The sequence below is a fragment of the Enterobacter sp. MGH85 genome, assembly GCF_001037655.1.
GTDB classification, from domain to species: Bacteria; Pseudomonadota; Gammaproteobacteria; order Enterobacterales; family Enterobacteriaceae; genus Enterobacter; species Enterobacter intestinihominis.
This window is the reverse complement of record NZ_KQ089925.1, coordinates 3,398,470-3,422,265: the sequence shown is the minus strand read 5'-3', so window position 1 is coordinate 3,422,265 and position 23,796 is coordinate 3,398,470. Positions and strand designations below refer to the sequence as shown.

Annotated in this window: 27 protein-coding genes; 22 read left to right on the top strand and 5 right to left on the bottom strand. The window is 58.5% G+C overall.

The genetic code is table 11. From position 1 onward, the window contains the following. Positions 1 to 4 precede the first annotated feature (4 nt). The 13 genes from paaB (at position 5) to SK51_RS15975 (ending at position 12,871) form a co-directional block, all read left to right on the top strand. Positions 5 to 292: a 1,2-phenylacetyl-CoA epoxidase subunit PaaB gene (paaB, locus tag SK51_RS16035; RefSeq protein WP_003857353.1), complete on the top strand. Its 288-nt coding sequence runs from the start codon at positions 5 to 7 to the stop codon at positions 290 to 292. Positions 293 to 300: 8 nt separating this feature from the next. Beyond that, positions 301 to 1,047, top strand: a complete 747-nt coding sequence (paaC, locus tag SK51_RS16030) for a 1,2-phenylacetyl-CoA epoxidase subunit PaaC (RefSeq protein WP_023306134.1) — start codon at positions 301 to 303, stop codon at positions 1,045 to 1,047. Positions 1,048 to 1,058: 11 nt separating this feature from the next. Beyond that, positions 1,059 to 1,556 carry a 1,2-phenylacetyl-CoA epoxidase subunit PaaD gene (gene paaD, locus SK51_RS16025; protein WP_003857347.1) on the top strand — a complete coding sequence of 166 codons (498 nt, stop codon included), beginning with the start codon at positions 1,059 to 1,061 and terminating at the stop codon, positions 1,554 to 1,556. A 7-nt stretch (positions 1,557 to 1,563) separates the two neighbouring features. After that, positions 1,564 to 2,634: a 1,2-phenylacetyl-CoA epoxidase subunit PaaE gene (gene paaE / locus SK51_RS16020; protein WP_032676250.1), complete on the top strand. Its 1,071-nt coding sequence runs from the start codon at positions 1,564 to 1,566 to the stop codon at positions 2,632 to 2,634. Continuing rightward, on the top strand, positions 2,631 to 3,398 hold the full coding sequence (paaF, locus tag SK51_RS16015; protein ID WP_022648023.1) for a 2,3-dehydroadipyl-CoA hydratase PaaF: 768 nt from the start codon (positions 2,631 to 2,633) through the stop codon (positions 3,396 to 3,398). The genes paaE and paaF overlap by 4 nt, the downstream gene beginning before the upstream one ends. Next, the gene (paaG, locus tag SK51_RS16010) at positions 3,398 to 4,186 is read left to right on the top strand and encodes a 2-(1,2-epoxy-1,2-dihydrophenyl)acetyl-CoA isomerase PaaG (RefSeq protein WP_096216773.1); all 789 of its coding nucleotides are present in this window, start codon (positions 3,398 to 3,400) and stop codon (positions 4,184 to 4,186) included. The genes paaF and paaG overlap by 1 nt, the downstream gene beginning before the upstream one ends. Position 4,187: 1 nt before the next feature. Further along, positions 4,188 to 5,612: a 3-hydroxyacyl-CoA dehydrogenase PaaH gene (gene paaH / locus SK51_RS16005; protein WP_023306137.1), complete on the top strand. Its 1,425-nt coding sequence runs from the start codon at positions 4,188 to 4,190 to the stop codon at positions 5,610 to 5,612. Beyond that, positions 5,602 to 6,024: a hydroxyphenylacetyl-CoA thioesterase PaaI gene (paaI, locus tag SK51_RS16000; protein ID WP_023300032.1), complete on the top strand. Its 423-nt coding sequence runs from the start codon at positions 5,602 to 5,604 to the stop codon at positions 6,022 to 6,024. The genes paaH and paaI overlap by 11 nt, the downstream gene beginning before the upstream one ends. Next, positions 6,024 to 7,229 carry a 3-oxoadipyl-CoA thiolase gene (pcaF, locus tag SK51_RS15995; RefSeq protein WP_023306138.1) on the top strand — a complete coding sequence of 402 codons (1,206 nt, stop codon included), beginning with the start codon at positions 6,024 to 6,026 and terminating at the stop codon, positions 7,227 to 7,229. The genes paaI and pcaF overlap by 1 nt, the downstream gene beginning before the upstream one ends. 26 nt (positions 7,230 to 7,255) lie before the next feature. Next, entirely contained in the window at positions 7,256 to 8,572 is a 1,317-nt protein-coding gene (paaK, locus tag SK51_RS15990) for a phenylacetate--CoA ligase PaaK (RefSeq protein WP_023306139.1), read from the top strand. Between the two features lie 571 nt (positions 8,573 to 9,143). Then, a complete protein-coding gene (paaX, locus tag SK51_RS15985) occupies positions 9,144 to 10,079 on the top strand; it encodes a phenylacetic acid degradation operon negative regulatory protein PaaX (RefSeq protein WP_032622213.1) in 936 nt (311 codons plus the stop codon). 9 nt (positions 10,080 to 10,088) lie between these two features. Continuing rightward, positions 10,089 to 10,694: a phenylacetic acid degradation protein PaaY gene (gene paaY / locus SK51_RS15980; protein ID WP_023300036.1), complete on the top strand. Its 606-nt coding sequence runs from the start codon at positions 10,089 to 10,091 to the stop codon at positions 10,692 to 10,694. Between the two features lie 179 nt (positions 10,695 to 10,873). Next, complete coding sequence (locus tag SK51_RS15975; RefSeq protein ID WP_023306141.1) at positions 10,874 to 12,871, top strand: BCCT family transporter; 1,998 nt, start codon at positions 10,874 to 10,876, stop codon at positions 12,869 to 12,871. Between the two features lie 38 nt (positions 12,872 to 12,909). Here the strand turns inward: SK51_RS15975 and SK51_RS15970 are convergent, their stop codons facing one another. Further along, complete coding sequence (locus SK51_RS15970; RefSeq protein WP_023300038.1) at positions 12,910 to 13,545, bottom strand: helix-turn-helix domain-containing protein; 636 nt, start codon at positions 13,543 to 13,545, stop codon at positions 12,910 to 12,912. Between the two features lie 203 nt (positions 13,546 to 13,748). Between SK51_RS15970 and SK51_RS15965 the strand changes: the two genes are divergently transcribed. After that, the gene (locus tag SK51_RS15965) at positions 13,749 to 15,725 is read left to right on the top strand and encodes an alkyl/aryl-sulfatase (RefSeq protein ID WP_048206803.1); all 1,977 of its coding nucleotides are present in this window, start codon (positions 13,749 to 13,751) and stop codon (positions 15,723 to 15,725) included. Positions 15,726 to 15,778: 53 nt separating this feature from the next. Here the strand turns inward: SK51_RS15965 and SK51_RS15960 are convergent, their stop codons facing one another. After that, the gene (locus SK51_RS15960; RefSeq protein ID WP_022648034.1) at positions 15,779 to 16,531 is read right to left on the bottom strand and encodes a hypothetical protein; all 753 of its coding nucleotides are present in this window, start codon (positions 16,529 to 16,531) and stop codon (positions 15,779 to 15,781) included. A gap of 1 nt (position 16,532) precedes the next feature. After that, on the bottom strand, positions 16,533 to 16,730 hold the full coding sequence (locus SK51_RS15955; protein ID WP_022648035.1) for a hypothetical protein: 198 nt from the start codon (positions 16,728 to 16,730) through the stop codon (positions 16,533 to 16,535). Positions 16,731 to 16,988: 258 nt separating this feature from the next. Between SK51_RS15955 and SK51_RS15950 the strand changes: the two genes are divergently transcribed. From SK51_RS15950 to SK51_RS15915, 8 genes are read left to right on the top strand one after another with little or no spacing between them, the layout of a single operon-like run. Then, positions 16,989 to 17,423, top strand: coding sequence for a nuclear transport factor 2 family protein (locus SK51_RS15950; RefSeq protein WP_048206802.1), 435 nt, complete (start codon positions 16,989 to 16,991; stop codon positions 17,421 to 17,423). After that, complete coding sequence (locus tag SK51_RS15945; RefSeq protein ID WP_023300039.1) at positions 17,420 to 18,139, top strand: SDR family NAD(P)-dependent oxidoreductase; 720 nt, start codon at positions 17,420 to 17,422, stop codon at positions 18,137 to 18,139. The genes SK51_RS15950 and SK51_RS15945 overlap by 4 nt, the downstream gene beginning before the upstream one ends. Then, a complete protein-coding gene (locus SK51_RS15940) occupies positions 18,136 to 19,395 on the top strand; it encodes an NAD(P)/FAD-dependent oxidoreductase (RefSeq protein WP_023306143.1) in 1,260 nt (419 codons plus the stop codon). The genes SK51_RS15945 and SK51_RS15940 overlap by 4 nt, the downstream gene beginning before the upstream one ends. 1 nt (position 19,396) lies before the next feature. Continuing rightward, positions 19,397 to 20,119, top strand: a complete 723-nt coding sequence (locus tag SK51_RS15935; RefSeq protein WP_023306144.1) for a DUF1365 domain-containing protein — start codon at positions 19,397 to 19,399, stop codon at positions 20,117 to 20,119. After that, positions 20,116 to 21,336: an SAM-dependent methyltransferase gene (locus tag SK51_RS15930; protein WP_023306145.1), complete on the top strand. Its 1,221-nt coding sequence runs from the start codon at positions 20,116 to 20,118 to the stop codon at positions 21,334 to 21,336. Before SK51_RS15935 ends, SK51_RS15930 begins: the two co-directional genes overlap by 4 nt. Beyond that, complete coding sequence (locus SK51_RS15925; RefSeq protein WP_023300043.1) at positions 21,333 to 21,818, top strand: DUF2878 domain-containing protein; 486 nt, start codon at positions 21,333 to 21,335, stop codon at positions 21,816 to 21,818. The genes SK51_RS15930 and SK51_RS15925 overlap by 4 nt, the downstream gene beginning before the upstream one ends. Beyond that, positions 21,815 to 22,339, top strand: coding sequence for a chalcone isomerase family protein (locus tag SK51_RS15920; RefSeq protein WP_023306146.1), 525 nt, complete (start codon positions 21,815 to 21,817; stop codon positions 22,337 to 22,339). Before SK51_RS15925 ends, SK51_RS15920 begins: the two co-directional genes overlap by 4 nt. After that, positions 22,336 to 22,869 carry a DUF3833 domain-containing protein gene (locus SK51_RS15915; protein WP_023300045.1) on the top strand — a complete coding sequence of 178 codons (534 nt, stop codon included), beginning with the start codon at positions 22,336 to 22,338 and terminating at the stop codon, positions 22,867 to 22,869. The genes SK51_RS15920 and SK51_RS15915 overlap by 4 nt, the downstream gene beginning before the upstream one ends. Here the strand turns inward: SK51_RS15915 and SK51_RS15910 are convergent. Continuing rightward, the gene (locus tag SK51_RS15910; protein ID WP_023300046.1) at positions 22,866 to 23,324 is read right to left on the bottom strand and encodes a DMT family transporter; all 459 of its coding nucleotides are present in this window, start codon (positions 23,322 to 23,324) and stop codon (positions 22,866 to 22,868) included. The two genes, SK51_RS15915 and SK51_RS15910, sit on opposite strands and share 4 nt — an antisense overlap. Positions 23,325 to 23,328: 4 nt before the next feature. After that, complete coding sequence (locus tag SK51_RS15905) at positions 23,329 to 23,763, bottom strand: DMT family transporter (protein ID WP_003857304.1); 435 nt, start codon at positions 23,761 to 23,763, stop codon at positions 23,329 to 23,331. Between the last annotated feature and the right edge of the window lie 33 nt (positions 23,764 to 23,796).

Sequence of the window (23,796 nt, the reverse complement as noted above, 5' to 3'; positions counted from 1 at the left end):
AACCATGAGCAATGTTTACTGGCCGTTATACGAAGTTTTTGTCCGTTCGAAGCAGGGGCTGTCGCACCGCCATGTGGGCAGCCTTCACGCTGCCGACGACCGCATGGCGCTGGAAAACGCGCGCGATGCCTATACCCGCCGCAGCGAAGGCTGTTCTATCTGGGTGGTGAAGGCGAGTGAAATCGTCGCTTCCCAGCCGGAAGAGAGCGGGGAGTTTTTCGATCCGGCGGAAAGCAAGGTCTACCGCCATCCGACGTTTTACACCATCCCTGATGGCATTGAGCATATGTGAGGTTGGGGATGAACAACGTATCTGCTTATGCCCTGCGTCTGGGCGACAACGGTCTGGTGCTCTCACAGCGTCTGGGCGCCTGGTGCGGCCATGCGCCGGAGCTGGAAATTGACCTGGCGCTCGCCAATATCGGCCTTGATCTGCTCGGGCAGGCGCGCAATTTCCTGACCTACGCCGCTGAACGGGAGGGTAAGGGTGATGAAGACACCCTGGCCTATGGCCGCGATGAGCGTCAGTTCCGCAATCTGCTGCTGGTGGAACAGCCAAACGGCAGCTTCGCCGACACCATTGCCCGTCAGTATCTGATGGATGCGTGGAACGTAGCGCTGTACGAACGGTTGATCCACAGCAGCGACAGTCAGCTTGCCGCCATCGCGGCAAAAGCCATTAAAGAGGCGCGCTATCACCTGCGCTTCAGCCGCGGCTGGCTGGTGCGGCTGGGGGACGGGACAGAAACCTCCTCACAGAAAATGCAGCAGGCGGTGGATAGCCTGTGGCGCTTTACGGCTGAATTGTTTGACGCCGACGACGTCGAGCTGGAGCTGGTTGACACCGACGTGGCGGTTGATCCGCGCGCCCTGCGGGAACCGTGGGAGCGCGAAGTGTTTGCGGGGCTGGCGGAAGCTACCCTCCGCGTGCCCGAGGAAGTGGCGTATCGCACGGGCGGCAAGAAGGGGCTACATACTGAACACCTCGGACCGATGCTGGCTGAGATGCAGTATCTCCAGCGCGTTTACCCCGACCAGCAGTGGTAAAGGAGAACACTATGCAACGCCTCGTCGACATTGCGCCTGCCCAAATCCCGCAGATTTGGGCGCTGTTAAGCCAGATCCCCGACCCGGAAGTGCCGGTGCTGACCATCACCGACTTAGGCATGGTGCGCAGCGTGAAGGCGCAGGGGGAAGGCTGGGTTATAGGCTTCACGCCAACCTATTCGGGCTGTCCGGCAACGGAGCATCTGCTGGGGGCGATCCGCGAAACTCTGACCGGGAACGGCTTTTCCCCGGTACATATTGTGCTGCAACTGGAGCCCGCCTGGACCACCGACTGGATGACCGACGATGCCCGCAGGCGCCTGCGGGAATATGGCATCAGCCCGCCTGTCGGCCATAGCTGCCATGCCCACGTTCCTGCGGAGGTGAGCTGCCCGCGCTGTGCGAGCACCGATACCTCGCTCATCAGTGAATTTGGTTCCACGGCCTGCAAAGCGCTCTACCGCTGCAATACCTGCCGTGAGCCCTTCGACTATTTCAAATGTATTTGAGGCTGCCATGACAACGTTTCATTCATTAACAGTGGCAAAAGTGGAACCCGAAACCCGCGACGCGGTGACCATTACCTTCGCGGTGCCGCAGGCGTTACAGGAGGCGTACCGCTTCCGTCCCGGTCAGCATTTGACCCTGAAAGCCAGTCCTGGCGGGGATGAACTGCGCCGCTGCTACTCCATCTGCCGGAGCACCGCGTGCGGTGAGATCAGCGTGGCGGTCAAAGCCATCGAGGGCGGACGTTTTTCCCGCTATGCCCGGGACGAGATCAAACCTGGCATGGCGCTGGAGGTGATGGTTCCCCAGGGGCATTTTGGCTACCAGCCGCAGGCCGAACGCGAAGGCCACTATCTGGCGATTGCCGCCGGGTCCGGGATCACCCCGATGCTGGCGATTATGTCCGCTACGCTGGCCACTGAAGCCCACAGCCACTTCACCCTGATTTACGGTAACCGCAGCAGCCAGAGCATGATGTTCCGCCGGGCGCTGGCGGACCTGAAAGATAAATACCCGCAGCGTTTGCAGCTGATCTCTATCTTCAGCCAGGAGACGCTCGACAGCGATCTGCTCCATGGCCGTATTGACGGGGAAAAGCTCCATGCGCTGGCAAAAACGCTGGTGAATTTCCGCCAGTACGATGAAGCCTTCATCTGCGGCCCGTCGGCGATGATGGACGAGGCTGAGGCGGCGCTGAAAGCGCTGGGTATGCCGGAAAAAGCGATCCATCTTGAACGCTTTAACACGCCGGGAACCCCCGTTAAGCGGACAGTCAGCGTGCAGGCCGACGGGCAGAAGGTCACCGTCCGTCAGGACGGGCGCGACAGGGAGATCACCCTGACGGCGGACGACGAGAGCATTCTTGACGCGGCCCTGCGTCAGGGGGCAGATCTGCCTTACGCCTGCAAGGGCGGCGTGTGCGCCACCTGCAAATGCAAAGTGCTTCGCGGGGAGGTGGACATGGCGACCAACTACAGCCTGGAGCCGGACGAGCTGGCCGCAGGCTATGTGCTGAGCTGTCAGGCGCTGCCGTTAACCGCTGACGTTATCGTCGATTTTGATGCGAAGGGGATGGCATGAGCGAACTGATTGTCACCCGTCATGGCCGCGTGTTGCAGCTGACGCTTAACCGTCCGGCGGCGCGCAACGCGCTCAACAATGCCCTGCTCACGCAAATTGCGGAGCAGCTTGAAGCCGCCGCCGCGGATGCGGAGATCGCCGTCTGTGTGATTTACGGCAACGAACGCTGCTTTGCCGCCGGGGCCGATCTCAACGAAATGGCGGAGAAAGACCTGCCCGCAACCCTGAACGATATCCGCCCGCAGCTGTGGGCGCGAATAAACGCCTTCACCAAACCGCTGATTGCCGCCGTGAACGGCTACGCGCTGGGGGCAGGCTGTGAGCTGGCGCTGCTCTGCGACGTGGTGATTGCCGGTGATAACGCCCGCTTTGGCCTGCCGGAAATCACCCTCGGGATCATGCCGGGCGCAGGCGGCACACAGCGGCTAATCCGTAGCGTGGGCAAATCGCTGGCCAGCAAAATGGTGCTGACGGGCGAAAGCATCACGGCGGTTCAGGCGCACAGCGCCGGGCTGGTCAGCGACGTCTACCCGGCCTCGCTGACGCTGGAGTACGCCCTGAAGCAGGCGGGGCTGATGGCGCGCCACTCGCCGCTGGCGTTACAGGCGGCGAAGCAGGCGCTTCGCCAGTCGCAGGAAGTGCCGCTTCAGGCCGGGCTGGCGCAGGAGCGTCAGCTGTTTGCGCTGCTCGCGGCCACAGACGATCGCCGGGAAGGTATCAACGCCTTTTTACAAAAACGCACCCCAGACTTTAAAGGACGCTAATTGTGGAATTTATTCTGAGCCATGTTGAGCAGGGCGTAATGACCATTACGCTGAACCGCCCGGAGCGCCTGAACAGCTTTAACGATGTCATGCACCAGCAGCTTTCCGAATGCCTGAAGCAGGCCGAGCGCGATGACGCTATCCGCTGCCTGCTGATCACCGGGGCAGGACGCGGTTTCTGCGCCGGGCAGGATCTCAACGACCGTAACGTGGACCCGAACGGCCCTGCGCCGGATCTGGGCATGTCCGTTGAGACTTTTTACAACCCGCTGGTGCGCCGCCTGGCAAAACTGCCGAAGCCGGTGATTTGCGCGGTTAACGGCGTGGCGGCGGGGGCAGGAGCCACGCTGGCCCTCGGCTGCGACATGGTGATTGCGGGCCGTTCAGCCAGCTTTGTGATGGCCTTCAGCAAGCTCGGGCTGGTACCGGACTGCGGCGGAACCTGGCTGCTGCCGCGCGTGACCGGACGCGCCCGCGCCATGGGGCTGGCATTGCTGGGCGACAAGCTCAGCGCCGAGCAGGCACAGGCCTGGGGAATGATCTGGCAGGTGGTGGACGACGAGCAGCTCTCCGCCACCGCACAGCAGATGGCGCTGCATTTTGCCTCGCAGCCGACCTATGGCCTGGGCTTGATCAAGCAGGCAATCAACGCCGCCGAAACCAACACCCTCGACGCCCAGCTTGATCTGGAGCGCGACTATCAACGTCTGGCCGGACGCAGCGACGACTACCGGGAAGGCGTCAGCGCGTTCCTGGCAAAACGCGCGCCGAACTTTACGGGGAAATAAGATGGTGAATATCCATACGGTCGCCGTCATTGGCAGCGGCACCATGGGCGCCGGGATTGCCGAAGTGGCAGCCAGCCACGGTCATCCGGTTCTGGTGTACGACATTGACGCTGCGGCGATTTCCCGCGCCGTCGACGGCATTCGCCAGCGGCTGTCCTCTCGCGTTGCGCGCGGAAAACTCTCTGCCGACGCCGGGGAACAGATCCTCGCCCGCCTGACGCCGGTGACGAATATCGGTGCTCTGGCGAAAGCCGAACTGGTGATCGAGGCGGCCTCCGAGCGGCTTGAAGTGAAAAAGGCGCTGTTTACCCAGCTGGCAGAGGTTTGTCCGCCGCAGACGCTACTCGCCAGCAATACCTCGTCCATTTCCGTTACCGCGATTGCGGCGGAGATAAACCACCCTGAACGCGTCGCCGGGCTGCACTTCTTCAATCCTGCCCCGGTGATGAAGCTGGTGGAGGTGGTCAGCGGGCTGGCGACCTCACCCGAAGTGGCCGATGCGCTGTGCGAGCTGGCGCTGAGCTGGGGAAAGCAGCCGGTACGCTGCCAGTCCACGCCGGGGTTTATCGTCAACCGCGTAGCGCGTCCTTTCTACTCGGAAGCCTGGCGCGCGCTGGAAGAGCAGGTGGCAGCGCCCGAGGTGATCGACGCCGCCCTGCGAGACGGCGGGGGTTTCCCGATGGGGCCGCTTGAGCTGACGGACATGATTGGTCAGGACGTCAACTTTGCCGTGACCTGCTCCGTATTTAACGCCTTCTGGCAGGAGCGTCGTTTTTTGCCGTCGCTGGTGCAGCAGGAGCTGGTGCTGGCGGGGCGTCTGGGTAAGAAAAGCGGGCAGGGCGTTTACCGCTGGCAGGAGGACAAACCCGCCGTCAGCTGGCTCGCCCCGGTCAGCCACAGCTTCAGCCCGATGCGCGCACAGCGAAGAAGTGACGGTGTCACGGAAATTGACGATATGTTGCTGATCGAAACGCAGGGTGAAACCGCGCAGTCGCTGGCGCTGCGCCACGGCTGTCCGGTGGTGGTGGTCGACCGCATCGAGCGGGATGTGGCCGTTATAGCCGCCGCGCCCGGCAACCCGCACGCCGCCACGCAGAAAGCCATTTACTGGTTGCAGCACCAGGAGAAACGTGTGGTCCAGATTGCGGATTACCCCGGCCTGCTGATCTGGCGCACGGTGGCGATGATTGCCAACGAAGCGCTGGATGCCCTGCAAAAAGGGGTCGCCAGTGAGCAAGACATCGATACCGCCATGCGCTTAGGGGTCAACTATCCCTGCGGCCCCATCGCCTGGGGCGAGCGCCTTGGCTGGCAGCGTCTGTTAACGCTGCTGGAGAACCTGCAACGTCACTACGGCGAGGAACGTTATCGCCCCTGTTCACTGCTGCGCCAGCGTGCGCTTCTGGAGAGTAGTTATGAGTCATAACGCCTGGCATAACGCCCGCGCGATGTACGAACGGGACGCCTGCGCGCAGGCGATGGGGATGGACATTATCGAGATGGGCGAGGGCTACGCGGTGGTGACCATGACCATCACCCCGCAGATGCTTAACGGGCATAAAACCTGCCACGGCGGACAGCTATTCTCGCTGGCCGATACCGCCTTTGCCTACGCCTGCAACAGTCAGGGGCTGGCGGCGGTGGCCTCAGGCTGCGCCATCGATTTTCTGCGTCCGGGCTTTGCTGGCGATAAGCTGACCGCTACCGCGCGGGTGAAGCATCAGGGCAAACTGACCGGCGTCTACGACATCGAAATTCAGAATCAACAACAGAAAACCGTCGCTCTTTTTCGCGGGAAATCCCACCGCACCGGCGGCAGTGTGACAGGAGAAGCCTGATGCGTAACGCATTTATTTGTGAGGGTGTGCGTACCCCGGTCGGTCGCTACGGTGGAGGATTATCCAGCCTGCGTGCCGATGACTTAGGGGCCGTTCCGCTGCGTGCGCTGCTGGCGCGTTACCCGCAGCTCGATCTGGAGCGCATAGATGACGTGATCTTCGGCTGCGCAAATCAGGCCGGAGAGGATAACCGCAACGTGGCGCGCATGTCGTCGCTGCTGGCCGGGCTGCCGCAGACCGTTTCCGGTACCACCATTAACCGCCTGTGCGGCTCCGGTCTGGATGCCCTTGGCTTTGCGGCGCGCGCCATTAAGGCCGGGGATGGCGATCTGCTGATCGCCGGTGGCGTCGAATCCATGTCCCGTGCGCCGTTCGTGATGGGTAAAGCCACCGCGGCGTTTCAGCGTCAGGCGGAGATCTTCGATACCACCATCGGCTGGCGATTTGTGAATCCGCTCATGCATCAGCAATACGGAACTGACAGCATGCCGGAAACGGCAGAGAATGTAGCGGAATTGTTAAATATAAGCCGTGCCGATCAGGACGCATTTGCCTTGCGCAGCCAGCAGCGCACCGCGCTGGCGCAGCAGAATGGCGTTCTGGCGCAGGAGATAATCCCGGTACAGGTAACGGGGAAAAAAGGCGCGGTAACGGAAGTGAGCGTAGACGAGCATCCGCGCGCCGAAACCACCCTTGAACAGCTTGCCGCGCTGAAAGCCCCGTTTCGCAAGAACGGTGTGGTGACGGCGGGGAACGCCTCTGGCGTCAACGACGGGGCGGCGGCGCTGATTATCGCCAGCGAGCCGATGGCGCTTGCCCAGGGGTTAATCCCGCGCACCCGCATTGTGGCCATGTCGACCGCGGGCGTCGAGCCGCGTCTGATGGGATTAGGCCCGGTTCCCGCCACCCGTAAGGTGCTGGAACGTGCCGGACTCAGTATCACCGATATGGACGTTATTGAGCTTAACGAAGCCTTCGCCGCACAGGCGCTGGGGGTGCTGCGTCAGCTGGGCTTGCCGGATGACGCGGAGCATGTCAACCCGAACGGCGGGGCGATCGCGTTAGGTCATCCGCTGGGAATGAGCGGTGCCAGACTGGCGCTGGCCGCGAGCAATGAATTGCACCGACGCGGCGGGCGCTACGCGCTGTGTACGATGTGCATCGGTGTGGGTCAGGGCATTGCCATGATCCTTGAGCGTGTTTGAGCGAACAATAATGTGAGTACCCTGCGATGATAAATACAACAAAGCTTGATCCGATCGAAACCGCGTCCATTGATGAATTGCAGGCGTTGCAGACCGCGCGCCTGAAGTGGACGCTGAACCACGCCTACAACAACGTTCCGATGTACAAACGTAAGTTTGATGCCGCGGGCGTTCACCCTGACGATTTCAACGAGCTGGCGGACCTGCAAAAATTCCCGTGCACCACCAAGCAGGATCTGCGCGACAACTACCCGTTCGATACCTTTGCGGTGCCGATGGAGCAGGTGGTGCGCATCCACGCTTCGTCGGGCACCACCGGAAAGCCGACCGTGGTGGGGTATACCCAGAATGATATCGACAACTGGGCCAATATCGTCGCCCGTTCCCTGCGCGCCGCCGGGGGCAGCGCGAAGGATAAAATTCACGTCGCCTACGGTTACGGGCTCTTCACCGGCGGGCTGGGGGCGCACTACGGTGCAGAGCGTCTGGGGGCGACGGTGATCCCGATGTCCGGCGGCCAGACGGAGAAGCAGGCGCAGCTGATCCGCGATTTCCAGCCGGATATGATCATGGTGACGCCCTCTTACTGCCTGAACTTGATCGAAGAGCTGGAGCGTCAGATGGGCGGTGATGCCAGCGCCTGTTCCCTGCGCGTCGGCGTGTTTGGCGCCGAGCCGTGGACGCAGGCGATGCGCCGCGAAATCGAGAAACGGCTGGGCATTACCGCGCTGGATATCTATGGTCTCTCCGAGGTGATGGGGCCGGGCGTGGCGATGGAGTGTCTTGAAACCGCTGACGGTCCGACCATCTGGGAAGATCACTTCTTCCCGGAGATCGTCAACCCGAATGATGGCACGCCGCTGGCCGACGGCGAGCAGGGCGAACTGCTGTTCACCACGCTGACCAAAGAGGCGCTGCCGGTGATCCGCTACCGCACCCGCGACCTGACGCGCCTGCTGCCGGGCACCGCACGCACCATGCGCCGGATGGATCGCATCAGCGGGCGCAGCGACGACATGCTCATCATTCGCGGCGTTAACGTCTTCCCGTCACAGCTGGAAGAGGAGATCGTCAAGTTCGAACATCTTTCGCCGCACTATCAGCTGGAGGTGAACCGCCGCGGGCATCTTGATTCACTTTCGGTGAAAGTCGAGCTGAAACAGAGTAGCTTAACGCTGACGCATGAACAGCGTTGTCAGGTCTGCCATCAGCTGCGTCATCGGATTAAATCGATGGTGGGGATTTCAACCGATGTGATGATCGTTAACTGCGGAAGCATACCGCGATCCGAGGGTAAAGCCTGCCGGGTGTTTGATTTGCGTAAAGTAGCAGCCAACGGTTGAATTTCCCTTACTCCAGCCCTCTCCCAAAGGGCTGAGGGTTCCCCACAAATTAATGCGAGCACTGAGCAATCCCCTCGCCCCTCCGGGGAGAGGGTTAGGGTGAGGGGAATATACGGCGGTGGTGGTCATTCCGTTCACTTTATGTTCCTTGCTACTCTGTAACGACATGACCGGTGAACGTGCCAGGGTGGCTCAGTCGCCACCACCCTGGCGACCCGGGCTCCCGGCGGTAAATCGCCGCTTCGCGGTGCCCTCGGCTTATTCCTTCCGGCTTATCGGGTACGGGCGGAGGCAACGTCCCTGTAAAGCCGCCCTCTCGGCGCATCCCTGCGCCTCGCCCCGGCCGGAAGGCAAACGCCTCAGCGATTTACAGCCGGACCAGGGCATCGCTGACAGCCCTCAGTCATTTAGAAAGCAACTTTATTGCTTCTGCATAAAAAAATTACTGGGGATCCCTCAGCCCAAAGGGAGAGGGTGTATTAAGTTCCCTCTCCCTTTGGGAGAGGGTTAGGGTGAGGGTACACCCCAGATTCGTATGCTATGATTCATTCAGGAAAAAAATAACAACAGAATGAATCACATGAATAAACTTGATGCCTTTATCCAGCACGCAGTCAGCTCTGTTCCCGTCAGCGGAACGTCGCTTATCTCTTCGCTGTATGGCGACGCGCTTTCCCATCGCGGCGGAGAGATCTGGCTCGGCAGTCTGGCGGCCCTGCTGGAAGGGATGGGATTCGGGGAGCGCTTTGTGCGCACCGCGCTGTTTCGCCTCAACAAAGAGGGCTGGCTGGACGTGTCCCGCATTGGCCGCCGCAGCTTTTACCGTCTCAGCGACAAGGGGCTGCGTTTGACCCGACGCGCGGAAAATAAAATCTACCGTGCAGAATTGCCGGCGTGGGATGGTAAATGGCTGCTACTGCTTTCCGAGGGGCTGGATAAAACCACGCTCGCGGACGTGAAAAAACAGCTCATCTGGCAAGGGTTCGGCACGCTGGCGCCGAGCCTGATGGCCTCGCCGTCGCAGAACCTCGCGGACGTGCAGTCGCTGTTGCATGACGCTGGCGTGGCGGAAAACGTCATTTTCTTTGAAGCTCATTCGCCGCTGGCTTTGTCACGCGCGGCATTACGATCCCGCGTGGAAGAGTGCTGGCAGCTGACCGAACAAAACGCGATGTACGAAACGTTTATCAACTCGTTCCGTCCGCTGCTGCCGCTGCTGAAAGAGGCGTCGCCCGAGGATTTAACCCCGGAACGCTGCTTTCAGATCCAGCTGTTACTCATTCATTTTTATCGTCGCGTGGTGCTGAAAGATCCGCTGTTGCCGGAGGAGTTACTCCCGGCGCACTGGGCGGGACAGAGCGCGCGACAGCTGTGCATTAACATCTACCAGCGCGTGGCAGCGGGAGCCCTGGCGTTTGTCAGTGAGAAGGGGGAAACCTCCGTCGGCGAGCTGCCCGCGCCCGGCACGCTTTATCACCAGCGTTTTGGTGGTCTGAATATCACATAAGGAGAGGGTATGCCTGTTTATCAAATTGATGGTCTGACGCCGGTCGTGCCTGAAGAGAGCTATGTTCACCCGACCGCGGTGCTGATTGGCGACGTGATCCTCGGCAAAGGTGTTTACGTAGGCCCCAACGCCAGCCTGCGCGGTGATTTTGGCCGGATCGTGGTGAAAGACGGCGCGAACATTCAGGATAACTGCGTGATGCACGGTTTTCCGGAGCAGGACACGGTGGTGGAAGAGGACGGGCATATCGGCCACAGCGCGATCCTGCACGGCTGCATTATCCGCCGTAATGCGCTGGTGGGGATGAATGCGGTGGTGATGGACGGAGCGACGATCGGCGAAAACAGCATCGTCGGGGCGGCGGCGTTTGTGAAGGCCAAAGCGGAAATGCCTGCGAATCACTTAATTCTTGGCAGTCCGGCGAAAGCGATTCGTGAGCTAAGCGCGCAGGAAATAGAGTGGAAAAAGCAGGGCACGCGGGAGTATCAGGTGCTGGTGGATCGCTGTAAGCAGACGCTGCATCAGGTAGAGCCGCTGCGGGAAGAGGAGCCCGGACGCAAACGGCTGGTATTCGATGAGAACTTACGGCCCAAGTCGGCTGGCCGGGATAATTAACCATTTCTTGCCTGCGAAATAATGCAATGGCATAGGGATGCGTTAACGCGCAACAAATACCCTTTGGGGATAGTGTATAATTGAACGTTTCAGACCTGCATTCATAAAGGGATTTTGTTACCCTGACGCAGATCACGCCTCTCATTCAGAGCGGTCAATGCGTTTATGGAAGACACTATATGAGTGAAAACGACACTATCCCAAAGCAGTCCAAAAGCCAGATTAACAAAGCGGTATTTTACACATCTGCTTTGTTAATTTTCCTTCTTGTCGCCTTTGCCGCGATTTTCCCTGACGTTGCCGATAAAAACTTTAAGCTACTGCAACAGCAAATATTCACCAACGCCAGCTGGTTTTACATTCTTGCCGTCGCGCTGATTTTAATGAGCGTGACGTTCCTCGGCTTGTCCCGCTACGGCGATATTAAACTCGGGCCCGACCACTCCCAGCCTGACTTCAGCTACCACTCCTGGTTCGCCATGCTGTTCTCGGCGGGGATGGGGATCGGACTGATGTTCTTCGGCGTGGCGGAGCCGGTCATGCACTACCTTTCCCCGCCGGTGGGGACACCTGAAACGGTCGCTGCGGCCAAAGAGGCCATGCGGCTGACATTCTTCCACTGGGGGCTGCACGCCTGGGCTATCTACGCCATCGTTGCGTTGATTCTGGCATTCTTCAGCTACCGCCACGGCCTGCCTTTGACGCTTCGTTCGGCGCTTTATCCGATTATCGGCGACCGTATTTACGGCCCGATAGGTCATGCGGTGGATATCTTCGCGGTAATCGGCACCGTATTTGGCGTGGCGACCTCGTTAGGTTACGGCGTTTTACAGGTCAATGCCGGGCTGAACCACCTTTTTGGCGTGCCCATCAACGATACCGTGCAGGTGATCCTTATCGTCCTGATTACCGGGCTGGCGACCATTTCTGTGGTGTCCGGTCTGGATAAAGGCATTCGCATTTTATCAGAGCTCAATCTGGGGCTGGCGGTACTGCTGCTGGTGCTGGTGTTGTGCCTGGGGCCAACCGTACTCCTGCTGAAATCCTTTGTGGAAAATACCGGCGGATACCTGTCCGAGCTGGTGAGCAAGACGTTTAACCTGTACGCTTATGAACCGAAATCCAGCAACTGGCTGGGAGGCTGGACGCTGCTGTACTGGGGCTGGTGGCTGTCCTGGTCGCCGTTTGTCGGGATGTTCATTGCCCGTGTGTCCCGCGGCAGAACCATCCGCGAGTTCGTGACCGGCGTGCTGTTTGTCCCGGCGGGCTTTACCCTGATGTGGATGACGGTGTTCGGCAATAGCGCCATTTACCTCATCATGAACAAGGGAGCGTCCGATCTGGCGAATACCGTCCAGCAGGACGTGGCGCTGGCGCTGTTTAATTTCCTTGAGCATTTTCCGTTCTCTTCCGTGCTGTCATTTATTGCCATGGCGATGGTCATCGTCTTCTTTGTGACCTCAGCCGACTCCGGGGCGATGGTGGTGGATACCCTCGCGTCCGGCGGCGAAGCCAATACCCCCGTCTGGCAGCGCATCTTCTGGGCCGCGCTGATGGGCGTAGTCGCTATCGCGCTGCTGCTCGCGGGCGGACTGAGTGCGCTGCAAACCGTGACCATCGCCAGCGCGCTACCGTTCTCGATGATCCTGCTGGTCTCAATCTATGGGTTGCTGAAGGCGCTCCGACGCGATTTGACCAAACGCGAGAGCCTGAGTATGGCCACGATCGCGCCGACAGCGGCCCGTAACCCCATTCCGTGGCAGCGCAGACTGCGTAACATCGCATACTTACCTAAACGCTCCCTGGTGAAACGCTTTATGGAAGAGGTGATCAAACCGGCCATGGTGCTGGTGCAGGATGAACTGAATAAGCAGGGAACGCAGAGCCATATCAGCGACGCGTCGGACGATCGTATTCGCCTTGAGGTGGATTTAGGCAATGAGCTGAATTTCATTTATGAAGTCAGGCTGCGTGGCTATAACTCGCCGACCTTCGCGCTAGCGGCCATGGAGAATGATGAGAATCAGGCAGAACAGCACCGGTACTATCGGGCAGAAATCTACCTCAAGGAAGGTGGGCAAAATTACGATGTGATGGGCTGGAACCAGGAGCAGTTAATTAACGATATCCTGGACCAGTATGAAAAACATCTGCACTTCCTGCACCTGGTGCGTTAATCAGCCAGCCCCTGAAGCATTCGCTTCAGGGGCGTAATTTAATACGCCTCCGGCAGCGGACGGTCTATCGACACCAGCTTTCCGCGCTTCATGGTGATATAGCCCCCGGCTTTAAGATCCGCCAGCACGCGAAAGACATGCGTTCGCGACAGGTTAGTGCGCTTGATGATAAACAGCGCCAGACCCTCATTCTCTCCCGTGTGGGTTTCCTGCCGATAAAGATAGCGATAGAGCATAGGTTTAATGGTCTGGTAGCTGGTGACCTGCCTGCGTTCGTTATGCAGGTCGATGGTGAATATCGACATATAGGTCAGTATGGTGGCCAGCGCCTGCATGCGCTCAGGCCCACCCTGGAAAAATATCTGGTCGAAGTCGGCCCAGGATATTCTCACCAGTTTCACCCTGGCACTGCTGCGATATTCATACTTCGCCAGTGGACAATACCTTTCCATTAACCCGATCGGCATATACTCAATAGTATTGCCAATATTCAGCCCATCATCAGGCATTAATATCGTCAGTGACCCTTCAGTACAAAAATAAATATAGCCAGGTTCAACGGTGAGTTTTTTATTTGCGGCAACGGTTAAGACCTCGCCTTTACAAAGCATTTGCGGAAAAAATTGCCCAATATTGAGTTGCTGATAATAGGTATGGATATCCTGAAAATTCACGCTAAGCCTCTCCCCGCAACGTCTGCTATGGTAGCGAGTATAGCAGCAATAGCCAACGGATTACGAATCGATAAATAACCAGTCCCATATGGGACTATGAAGGGAAGGTATTCTGATTAGAATGGTCCTCAATGAGTTCGCATTAAAATTATCCGCCACAATTAAATATCGCTGGCGGCGCAATTAATCTATGAGGCCATTTAATGAAATTAACGATAATCGCTAAACATCTGGCGCTGGCCGGTGTGTTGACGTCGCTGTCGCTTTCCGCGTTTGCGGAAGTACAGCCGCAGGATGCCACTCCTACAACCCAGCAGGCTAATAACGCCCTGTATAACAAATTACCGTTTGCCGATAAAACCGACTTTGAAAATGCCCATAAAGGCTTTATCGCCCCGCTGCCGCAAAACATGATCAAAGGCGAGCAGGGGAACGTTATCTGGAACCCGGCGAAATATGATTTCGTCAAAGAGGGTGAAAAAGCCCCGGATACGGTAAACCCGAGTCTGTGGCGTCAGTCACAGTTGATCAACATTGGCGGGCTGTTTAAGGTCACCGACGGCGTGTATCAGATCCGTAATCTCGATCTCTCCAACATGACCATCATTGAGGGCGAGAAGGGCATTACCGTTATCGACCCGCTGTTAAGCGCTGAACCGGCGAAAGAAGCGCTGGATCTCTACTATGCAAACCGCGGCAAGAAACCGGTCGTCGCTGTGGTGATCACCCACAGCCACGTTGACCACTATGGCGGCCTGCGCGGCGTGGTTGACGAAGCTGACGTCAAGTCTGGCAAAGTGAAAATCTTCGCGCCGGATGGCTTTATGAAAGAGGCGGTTTCCGAAAACATTATGGCCGGAAACGCGATGAGCCGCCGTGCGAGCTATATGTACGGCAACCTGCTGAAGCCGGATGCAAAAGGCCAGGTGGGTGCAGGCCTTGGCACCACCACCTCTGCGGGTACTGTCACCCTCATCCCGCCGACCGACTACATTACCCATACCGGTCAGGAAGAAGTGATCGACGGCTTGACCTACGACTTTATGATGGCGCCGGGTTCAGAAGCTCCGTCGGAGATGCTGTGGTACGTCAAAGAGAAGAAAATGATCGAGGCCGCAGAGGACGTGACCCATACTCTGCACAACACCTACTCCTTGCGCGGCGCGAAAATCCGCGACCCGCTGGCCTGGTCGAAGTACATTAACGCCGCCATTGAGCGCTGGGGCGCGGACGCGGAAGTGATTATTGCGCAGCACCACTGGCCGACCTGGGGTAACGAGAATATCGTCAAGCTGATGAAAGGCCAGCGCGATATGTACCGCTACATCAACGACCAGACCCTGCGTATGGCCAACAAAGGCCTGACTCGCGATGAGATCGCCGCAGAATTTAAGCTGCCGGAATCGCTCGAGAAACAGTGGGCAAGCCGCGGTTACTACGGCTCCGTTAGCCACGACGTCAAAGCCACTTACGTGTTTTATCTCGGCTGGTTCGACGGCAACCCGGCAACCCTCGACGAGCTGCCGCCTGAACAGGCTGCGAAGAAGTTCGTGCAGTACATGGGCGGCGCTGATGCCATCATGCAGAAAGCCAAAGCGGATTATCAGCAGGGTAATTACCGTTGGGTTGCTCAGGTGGTCAGCAAAGTGGTCTTTGCCGATCCTAACAACCAGGCTGCCCGTAATCTGGAAGCCGACGCGCTTGAGCAGTTAGGTTACCAGGCGGAAGCGGGCACCTGGCGTAACTTCTACCTGACCGGCGCGCAAGAACTGCGTAATGGCGTGAAGAAGCTGCCGACGCCGAACACCGCCAGTCCGGATACCGTGCGAGCGATGACCCCGGAAATGTTCTTCGACTACCTGGGTGTGCACATCAACGGGGTGCGGGCCGGTAACGCGAAGGCGGTCTTCAATGTCGATCTCGGTAAGGATGGCGGCAAATACAAGCTGGAGCTGGAAAACGGCGTGCTGAACCATACCGCCAACGCGCAGGCGAAGGATGCCGACGCAACTATCGCGCTTGACCGCACCACGCTGAACAACATCATCCTTAAGAAAGAGACGCTGAAGCAGGCGATGGATAAAGGTGACGTGAAGGTGAGTGGAAACGGGGCGAAGCTGGAAGAGATGCTGAGCTACATGGACAAATTTGACTTCTGGTTCAATATCGTAACGCCATAAGTTCAGGTTTCATCCACATAATCCTGGCGCCTTAGAAATAAGGCGCCATTTTTTTATTCACGCATCGCCAGCGCGCTGGCACTTGCCGGATCGAACAGCGAAATACTCTCGATCTGATCAAGCATGATCACCTTACGGAAATCCATAGCGCTTTTTGGCTCTGAGTCGAGCGTAACCTCATGCTCGGCGTACCATTTGCTGTAGTTGTGCTCAATACACAGCTGCATGTTCTCCCCGTCGCGGTAGCCGCTCAGCATCGGGATAAGCACGATATTGGCGGTTTTTTCATACTCCAGCGTGGCGGTATGGATCATGCCAATATAAATCCGCCGCGACTTCAGCGTGACGTGCGCAAGTTCACCTTCCTCCATGCACTGATAGAGCAGTTGTTCAATCCCGCTCGATTGCGCCAGCCGCTTGTAGAGCTTTTTCCGGCCTTCGCCGTCCAGCCGCGCGCTGCCGGCCCAGTTAGAACGATAGAGACAAAACAGGATCGCAAAGGCCAGCATCACCACGACCGGAGCCTGAATCCCTAAAAAGCTCCAGTTCATAAAATCAATTTGCCAGTCGGCGTATTTTGCGGACGTGAAATGGAACGTGTTGTCGGCGGCGGAGAGGGCGAACAACAGCAGCCAGAGCAGGCCGGTGGCGATCACGCCCTGTAAAACGAAAATGCAGCCATACAGCGCCACAAGGAAATAGACATCCCAGCCGAATGAACGCTTAATTTTGAACCGGGTTGAGAGATCGCGGCTGGTGTACCAGTAGCCGCATACCATCAATACCATGAATATTGCCGTTCCCATTTCAGGCCCTCTTCAGCGCGTTGACATGGCGCAGAAAGTCCTGCCGAACCTCGTTACTTTTGTAGTTAACCGAGGCGTTTCCATCCTGATCGATGATGATGCGGTCGCCATCCTCTACGGCTTCGATAATTTCCTGGTGACTCATAACCTGCAACAAGGATTCCGGGCTGGAAAAGAGCGCCATCAGTAAATTTTTCATCGCGTGACATCCTTATGAATTAAAAGGATAAGTCTGGAAGATAAATGGCACCTTTGCCTTAAGGTTATCCCTAAAAAATAACGGCACGGCGGTGAGAATCTGCTTTTGACTCAAATTGGCACCTCAGGGAAAGTTTTTAAAATACTGAATTAAAAGAGGTATAAAAAATATATCTGCACAAACTTGGACAAATAACACTAATTGTGTAAGTTTTAATTATGCGATTTCGCTACGTTGTTTACAGCCAGGATGTGACCCATGAGCACGTTGCCGTCCGTCATCAGTCGATTCGTTGATTATTACGCCACGCTGGATACCCAGCCACCTTCGGCTCTGGCAAAGATTTATCGCGCCGATGCCACGCTTATCGATCCCTTTGGCGAACACAGCGGGTTGTTCGCGATTCAGCGCTATTTCACTCACCTGCTGGCTAACGTCCAGCGGTGCCGCTTTACCGTCGATGCACCCTTGCAGCAGGGCGATCGCTTTGTTGTTACCTGGATGATGCACTGGTCGCACCCGCGTATTGCCCGGGGGGCAATGCGCCAGCTGCCGGGCTGCTCTGTGGTACACATGCGCGACGATCGCATTGTTCGCCAGCGGGATTACTACGATGCCGGAGAGATGATTTACGAACATCTTCCGGTGCTCGGCTGGGCCGTACGCGGCGTGAAGCGGAGAGTGAAATCATGAAAACGGTTCTGATCACCGGCGCAAGCTCGGGCATAGGGGCCGGGCTGGCGAAATCTTTTGCCGACGATGGCTACCGGGTGATTGCCTGCGGGCGCGATGCGCAACGTCTGGCAGCCGTGCATCAGCACAGCCCCAACATTACGGTGCGCCTGTTCGATATGACAGACAGGGACGCCTGTCGCCAGGCGCTGGCGGACTGTGCTGCCGACACGGTGATTCTTTGCGCCGGAACCTGCGAGTATCTCGATCGCGGCGAGGTGGATGCCGCGTTGGTGGCGCGCGTCATGACCACCAATTTCATGGGGCCGGTAAACTGCCTTGCGGCGTTGCAGCCGCAGCTGATATCCGGCAACCGCGTGGTGCTGGTCAGTTCAATGGCGCACTGGCTTCACTTCCCGCGAGCCGAAGCCTATGGCGCCTCTAAAGCGGCGTTAACCTGGTTTGCTGAGACGCTGCGCCTCGACTGGGAGCCGAAAGGGATCGCCGTCACGGTCGTTTCACCTGGTTTTGTCGACACGCCGCTGACCCGAAAAAATGATTTCCCGATGCCGGGCCGGGTCAGTGTGGAGGACGCCGTCCATGCCATTCGTCGCGGTCTGGCAAAAGGGAAGGATCATATCGCGTTTCCCGCCGGGTTTAGCCTGGCGCTGCGCCTGCTCTCCGGTCTGCCCGATAAACTTCAGCGCGCACTGCTGCGCAGGATGGTGCGACCATGAAGATCGCGATTATCGGCAGCGGTATCGCCGGGTTAACCTGTGCCTGGCGGCTCGCCGGACATCATCAGGTCACGCTGTTTGAAGCGCAGGCCACGCCGGGCGGTCATACCGCAACGGTGGATGTCGACACGCCGCAGGGCAACTTTGCCATCGACACCGGTTTTATTGTCTACAACGACCGCACCTATCCGCGCTTCATGGGGCTGCTGAGCGAACTGGGCATCAGTGGGCAAAAAACGCAGATGAGTTTTTCGGTACATAACCCGCAGAGCGGGCTGGAGTACAACGGCCACACGCTGACGTCGCTGTTCGCCCAGCGTCGTAATCTGTTAAACCCTGCCTTCTGGACGCTGCTGAAGGAGATCGTGCGCTTTAACCGACTGGCGAAACAGACGCTCCGGGGTGACGTCAGCGAGTCCGCCACGCTGGAGACGTTCCTGCACCAGCACCGCTTCACGCCTTTTTTTGCCCGTCACTACATTCTGCCAATGGGGGCGGCTATCTGGTCATCCTCGCTACAGGAGATGAAACGCTTCCCGCTGCCGCTCTTTTTACGCTTTTTCGAGAACCACGGTCTGCTGGACATTACCCATCGTCCGCAGTGGTACGTGGTGCCGGGTGGCTCCCGGGAGTACATTCGCGCGATGCTGGACAAGCTTGGCGATCGCCTGACGCTGCACCTCAATGCGCCGGTGCAGCAGATTATTCGCCACGATCGCGGGGTTGATATTACGCGTGAGGGCGTAACAGACAACTTTGATCAGGTGATCTTCGCCTGCCACTCCGCTCAGGCGCTGGCGATGCTCGCCAGCCCAACGCAGGCTGAACGTGAGGTGCTGGGTGATATCGGCTGGCAGCGTAACGAGGTGGTGCTTCACAGCGATCCGCGCTGGCTGCCGGTGCGCAAGCGCGCGTGGGCGAGCTGGAACTACCGCCTCAGCGAGCAGGATCGGGCCAGCGCCTGCGTCACCTACAACATGAATATCTTGCAGGGACTGCCGCCGGGTAGCCCGCTGTTTTGCGTCACCCTCAACCCGGAAACGCCGGTGGAAGAACGCTATGTGCTGCGCCGCTTTGTCTATGAGCATCCGCTTTTTAACCCGCAAAGCTGGCAAGCCCAGGCCCGGCGTGGCGAAATAAACGGTCGCCAGCGGAGCTGGTTCTGCGGCGCGTACTGGTACAACGGCTTCCACGAAGATGGGGTACGCAGTGCGCTGGATGTGGTAAACGCTATCGCGGCCGGGGAGGGCAACTGAGATGAACAGCTGCCTTTACCACGGCACATTGCGCCATCGCCGTCTTTCGCCAAAAGCGCACCACTTTACCTACAGCGTCTTTATGGCCTGGCTCGATCTCGATGAGCTGGACGCGCTGCCCTCCGTCGGTGTGCGCCGTAACCGCGTTGCGCCCGCGGCATTTTATGATGCGGACTACCCGCTGGGCACCCCGCTCAAAGAGTGCGTCCTTGAGCGTCTGGAAAATCTGACCGGCGAACGCCCGGCGGGGCGGGTCATGCTTCTAACCCAACTGCGTTATTTCGGCTTTCATTTTAACCCAGTCAATTTTTACTACTGCTATGACGGGGAAGACACCCTGCGCTGGGTTCTCGCCGAAGTCCGCAACACGCCGTGGAATGAACGACACTACTACGCGGTAGCGGGGCGGGACGCCCCGCCGACGGAAAAAGCGTTTCACGTCTCGCCCTTTAATCCGATGGACATGGTCTACCACTGGCGCTTCAACAGTCCGGCCAGCACGCTGCGCATGCATATCGAAAACCATCAGGAGACGAAGGTGTTTGATGCCACTCTGACGCTGCGCCGGGAGCCGCTGACGCGCGCAGCGCTGCGGTCGCTGCTGGCGCGGATCCCGTTGATGACCCTCAAAACCGTTTTCGCCATTTACTGGCAGGCGCTCAGGCTGTGGCTGAAGCGCGTGCCGCTGCATAACCATCCCCTCAGCAGGAGTGAACGCTCATGACCGATCCCGTCTTTGCGCTTGAACCCGATATCCCGCGAAACGTCCGCGTCGCGCGATGGTTGCTCTTCCGCCTGCTGAACGGGCTGCGCGGCGGCTCGCTGACGCTGCGTGAAGGCGCGCAGACGTTCCAGTTCGGCGACGCCTCCGCCGCGCTTCATGCTGAGGTGCAGGTACTTGCTCCGGGCGTCTACTGGCGCATTTTAACCGGGGGCAGCCTCGCCGCGGCACAAGCGTGGATGGATGGCGACTGGGAGACGCCCCACCTGACGCCGCTGCTGGAGCTGATTGCACGTAATAGCCAAATCCTCGGGCAACTGGAAAAAGGGTTTCGCCTGCTCGGGAAACCGGTAGAGCGGCTACGGCACTGGATGCGGCGCAACTCCCGCGCGCAGGCACGGGAAAATATTGCCGCCCATTACGATTTGGGCAACACCTTTTACGCCCATTTCCTTGATGAACAACTCCTTTACTCCAGCGCGCTGTTTACCGGGGAAGAGCAGGATCTGGCAGCGGCTCAGCAGGCAAAAATGGCCAGGCTGTGCGACCAACTGGCGCTCACCGCAAACGATCATCTGCTGGAGATTGGTACCGGCTGGGGGGCGATGGCGGAATATGCCGCCCGTCATTATGGCTGCCGGGTCACAACTACCACGCTATCGCAGGAGCAGTACCATTGGGCCACCGCGCGGATCGCGCGGGCAGGTTTACAGGATCGCGTTGAGGTGCTGCTCTGCGACTACCGCGATCTGACCGGAGTGTACGATAAGCTGGTGTCGGTTGAGATGATTGAAGCCGTCGGCCAACGCTATCTGCCAACGTTTTTCCGCACCTGCCAGGCGCGTCTGCGTCCGGGCGGGCGGATGGCGATTCAGGCCATCACCATTCAGGATCAGCGCTATCGCGACTACAGCAAAAGCGTCGATTTTATTCAGCGCTACATCTTCCCCGGCGGCTTTTTGCCCAGCATCACCGCCATGAATGAACTGATGACCCGCCATACCGATTTTGTCGTGCGTAACCTCTTCGATATGGGGCCGGACTACGCCCGCACGCTGGCGCACTGGCGTCAGCGCTTCGTTCACGCCTGGCAGGAGATTGAAAAGCTCGGATTTGATGACCGTTTCCGCCGGATGTGGCTGTACTACCTCGGCTACTGTGAGGCAGGGTTTAACGCCCGCACCATCAGCGTGGTGCAACTGACTGCGGAACGCGTATGAAGCGCTACGGGCAGGTCTTTCTGCTGGCCATCGGGTTTGATCTCTACTGGACGCTGGTGGTGCTGTTTCGCGAGCAGGGGCTGGTCATCTGGATCGCGCTGGCGCTGATTGCCTGGCTGTTGTTACCGCCATCACACCGGGTATACGCCCTTGTGCTGGCGGCGTCGGGCGCGATGCTGGACGCCCTCTGGGCGCTGACGGGGTTGATTTCATTCACTGGCACGTCTCTGATGCCGCTATGGATGGTGGCGCTGTGGCTGATGTTTGCCACCGTCTGGACGCAACTGACCCGCACGACCACCTTGCCGGGCTGGCTGCTGACGGCGCTGGCGACCCTGGGCGGGCCGCTGGCCTACCTGTTTGGCGAGCGTTTGGGGGCCATCACGTTCCTGGAGCCGACTTTTATCGTCGTCAGCTGGATGATCCCGGGCTGGCTGGTGCTGATGCTGTTTTTCCACCTGCTGATGGGGAGACAACAATGAGACATCTGTTACTCGCGCTCGCGCTAACCGTTATGGCCTGTAACGCGCAGGCGACTGACTGGCTGAGCTGGCGCAAGGTAGGCGATGCCACCCTCACCTGGGGGCTGTTTACCGTTTATACCTCTCAGCTGCTGACGCCCGACGGCAGATATACAGGAACAAACAGCGATAACGCGCTGATTATCACCTATGCCCGGGATATCGATGGCGACGACCTGGTCGAGGCGACCCGCGACCAGTGGCAGGCGCAGGGCATTTTGCAGCAGGAGCCGCAGAGTGAAGCCTGGCTGCGGATGCTAAAAGCGCTCTGGCCCGACGTCACGCCCGGCACGCAGCTCGCGTTTGTGGTTAATAACGGTCAGGGGCAATTCTGGTATCGCCCCACGGCGTCGCAGAAAAAATTTACGCCCCTCGGGCCGCGCCAGTCGGCAGCGTTTAGCTCGCGCTTTCTGGCGATCTGGCTCGATCCCCGCACCGAGTATCCTGAACTGCGTCAGCAGTTAATCGGAGGACCACAATGAAACGATTCCTGTTAATGGCGCTTACACTGACAATGCTGGTGGCCGGGTGCAGCACAGAAGTGACCGAGTATCGTCAGCAGCAGCCAAGGCTTGATATTTTCCACTACTTCCAGGGCAAAACCGAGGCGTGGGGGATGGTGCAGGACCGCAGCGGTAAGCAGATCCGCCGTTTTCACGTCGAGATCGCCGGAGATGTTATCGGCGATACGCTGACGCTGAACGAGCATTTTGTCTATGACGACGGCGAGAAGCAAAAGCGCGTCTGGCATATCCGCCGCATTGGCCACGATCGTTACGAAGGCACGGCGGGTGACATAGAAGGTGTCGCGACAGGTCAGGTTTCGGGCAACGCCCTTAACTGGCGCTACAGCATGAACGTGAAGGCGGACGGCAAAACCTGGCTGCTGCACTTTGATGACTGGATGTATTTGCAGGACAGCACCCGCCTATTCAATAAAACCGAGATGAAGAAATTTGGCGTCACCGTCGCCACGGTGACGCTGTTCTTTACCCGCAAAGAGGGCGGTTAATCCTCTTCGGGCTGAGGTTTACTGCTTGAGTAGATGAAGACGAGCGCGATACTCAGGCAGACCACGGCCCCGAAACGGCTCGCTGAAAACGGAATGGCTTCATTGTTCAGCCAGCCAAAGTTATCAATCAGCATGCTCATGGCCAGCTGACCCAGGATCACCGCTACCGTGGCAACGGCGGTGCCGATACGTTGCACCGCGAGTACCATAATCACTATATAGGGCACGCCGCACAGGGCGCCCAGAAGCTGCCACTTGGGCACATCCATCAGGCTGACCGCCTGTTTCGGCTCAAAAAAGAAGATGAGCAGGGCGGTTACCAGCGCGCCGACGGAAAAGGTCAGAAACGCGCTTTTGAATACCCCCACGCTGCTGCCTAATTGCCCGTTAATGGCAGCCTGAATGCTCAGTGTCGCGCCGCCAATCACCGCCAGAATAATCATAATCACTGTCATAACGTTACCCCTGCGCCACGAGAATGAGCGCGGCGATGATAAATCCCAGCGCAATAATGCGTTTTGTATCGATCCTGCGGTGCGGCGTACCCAGCAGGCCATAGTGGTCAATAATCAGGCTTTTAAAGACCTGGCCTGCCAGAATGCCGATCATCGTCATAGCAATACCGATCGCTGGCGTGGCAATGGTGAGAATGATGACGTAGACCGGGCCGAGCACGCCGCCCAGCAGGTGCCATGACGGCTGCGCAAAAAATGAGGGACTGTTGCGGGGGCTGAAAAACAGCATCAGCAGAAACGTCAGCCCGGTTCCCACGCTAAATATGCTGAACGCCGCCCACAGGTCGCCCACCTCCGCGCCCAGCGGCCCCAGCAGCCCGGCTTCCACGGACAACCCCATGCCGCCGGCAATCACCAGTAAAATTAAAATAATGTGCATAACACTTTTTCTCCTTTTTCCAGGCGGAGAAGA

What these genes read in the sequence shown, in the direction of transcription:
- paaI (WP_023300032.1), top strand. Translation starts at nt 5,602, where the DNA reads ATGAGTCATAACGCCTGGCATAACGCCCGCGCGATGTACGAACGGGAC.
- pcaF (WP_023306138.1), top strand. Translation starts at nt 6,024, where the DNA reads ATGCGTAACGCATTTATTTGTGAGGGTGTGCGTACCCCGGTCGGTCGC.
- SK51_RS15915 (WP_023300045.1), top strand. Translation starts at nt 22,336, where the DNA reads ATGAAACGATTCCTGTTAATGGCGCTTACACTGACAATGCTGGTGGCC.
- SK51_RS15940 (WP_023306143.1), top strand. Translation starts at nt 18,136, where the DNA reads ATGAAGATCGCGATTATCGGCAGCGGTATCGCCGGGTTAACCTGTGCC.
- SK51_RS15905 (WP_003857304.1), bottom strand. Translation starts at nt 23,763, where the DNA reads ATGCACATTATTTTAATTTTACTGGTGATTGCCGGCGGCATGGGGTTG.
- paaF (WP_022648023.1), top strand. Translation starts at nt 2,631, where the DNA reads ATGAGCGAACTGATTGTCACCCGTCATGGCCGCGTGTTGCAGCTGACG.
- SK51_RS15960 (WP_022648034.1), bottom strand. Translation starts at nt 16,531, where the DNA reads ATGGGAACGGCAATATTCATGGTATTGATGGTATGCGGCTACTGGTAC.
- SK51_RS15910 (WP_023300046.1), bottom strand. Translation starts at nt 23,324, where the DNA reads ATGACAGTGATTATGATTATTCTGGCGGTGATTGGCGGCGCGACACTG.
- paaY (WP_023300036.1), top strand. Translation starts at nt 10,089, where the DNA reads ATGCCTGTTTATCAAATTGATGGTCTGACGCCGGTCGTGCCTGAAGAG.
- SK51_RS15925 (WP_023300043.1), top strand. Translation starts at nt 21,333, where the DNA reads ATGAAGCGCTACGGGCAGGTCTTTCTGCTGGCCATCGGGTTTGATCTC.
- SK51_RS15950 (WP_048206802.1), top strand. Translation starts at nt 16,989, where the DNA reads ATGAGCACGTTGCCGTCCGTCATCAGTCGATTCGTTGATTATTACGCC.
- paaC (WP_023306134.1), top strand. Translation starts at nt 301, where the DNA reads ATGAACAACGTATCTGCTTATGCCCTGCGTCTGGGCGACAACGGTCTG.
- SK51_RS15935 (WP_023306144.1), top strand. Translation starts at nt 19,397, where the DNA reads ATGAACAGCTGCCTTTACCACGGCACATTGCGCCATCGCCGTCTTTCG.
- paaD (WP_003857347.1), top strand. Translation starts at nt 1,059, where the DNA reads ATGCAACGCCTCGTCGACATTGCGCCTGCCCAAATCCCGCAGATTTGG.
- paaB (WP_003857353.1), top strand. Translation starts at nt 5, where the DNA reads ATGAGCAATGTTTACTGGCCGTTATACGAAGTTTTTGTCCGTTCGAAG.
- SK51_RS15965 (WP_048206803.1), top strand. Translation starts at nt 13,749, where the DNA reads ATGAAATTAACGATAATCGCTAAACATCTGGCGCTGGCCGGTGTGTTG.
- SK51_RS15955 (WP_022648035.1), bottom strand. Translation starts at nt 16,730, where the DNA reads ATGAAAAATTTACTGATGGCGCTCTTTTCCAGCCCGGAATCCTTGTTG.
- SK51_RS15920 (WP_023306146.1), top strand. Translation starts at nt 21,815, where the DNA reads ATGAGACATCTGTTACTCGCGCTCGCGCTAACCGTTATGGCCTGTAAC.
- paaK (WP_023306139.1), top strand. Translation starts at nt 7,256, where the DNA reads ATGATAAATACAACAAAGCTTGATCCGATCGAAACCGCGTCCATTGAT.
- SK51_RS15975 (WP_023306141.1), top strand. Translation starts at nt 10,874, where the DNA reads ATGAGTGAAAACGACACTATCCCAAAGCAGTCCAAAAGCCAGATTAAC.
- SK51_RS15945 (WP_023300039.1), top strand. Translation starts at nt 17,420, where the DNA reads ATGAAAACGGTTCTGATCACCGGCGCAAGCTCGGGCATAGGGGCCGGG.
- SK51_RS15930 (WP_023306145.1), top strand. Translation starts at nt 20,116, where the DNA reads ATGACCGATCCCGTCTTTGCGCTTGAACCCGATATCCCGCGAAACGTC.
- paaE (WP_032676250.1), top strand. Translation starts at nt 1,564, where the DNA reads ATGACAACGTTTCATTCATTAACAGTGGCAAAAGTGGAACCCGAAACC.
- paaX (WP_032622213.1), top strand. Translation starts at nt 9,144, where the DNA reads ATGAATCACATGAATAAACTTGATGCCTTTATCCAGCACGCAGTCAGC.
- paaH (WP_023306137.1), top strand. Translation starts at nt 4,188, where the DNA reads ATGGTGAATATCCATACGGTCGCCGTCATTGGCAGCGGCACCATGGGC.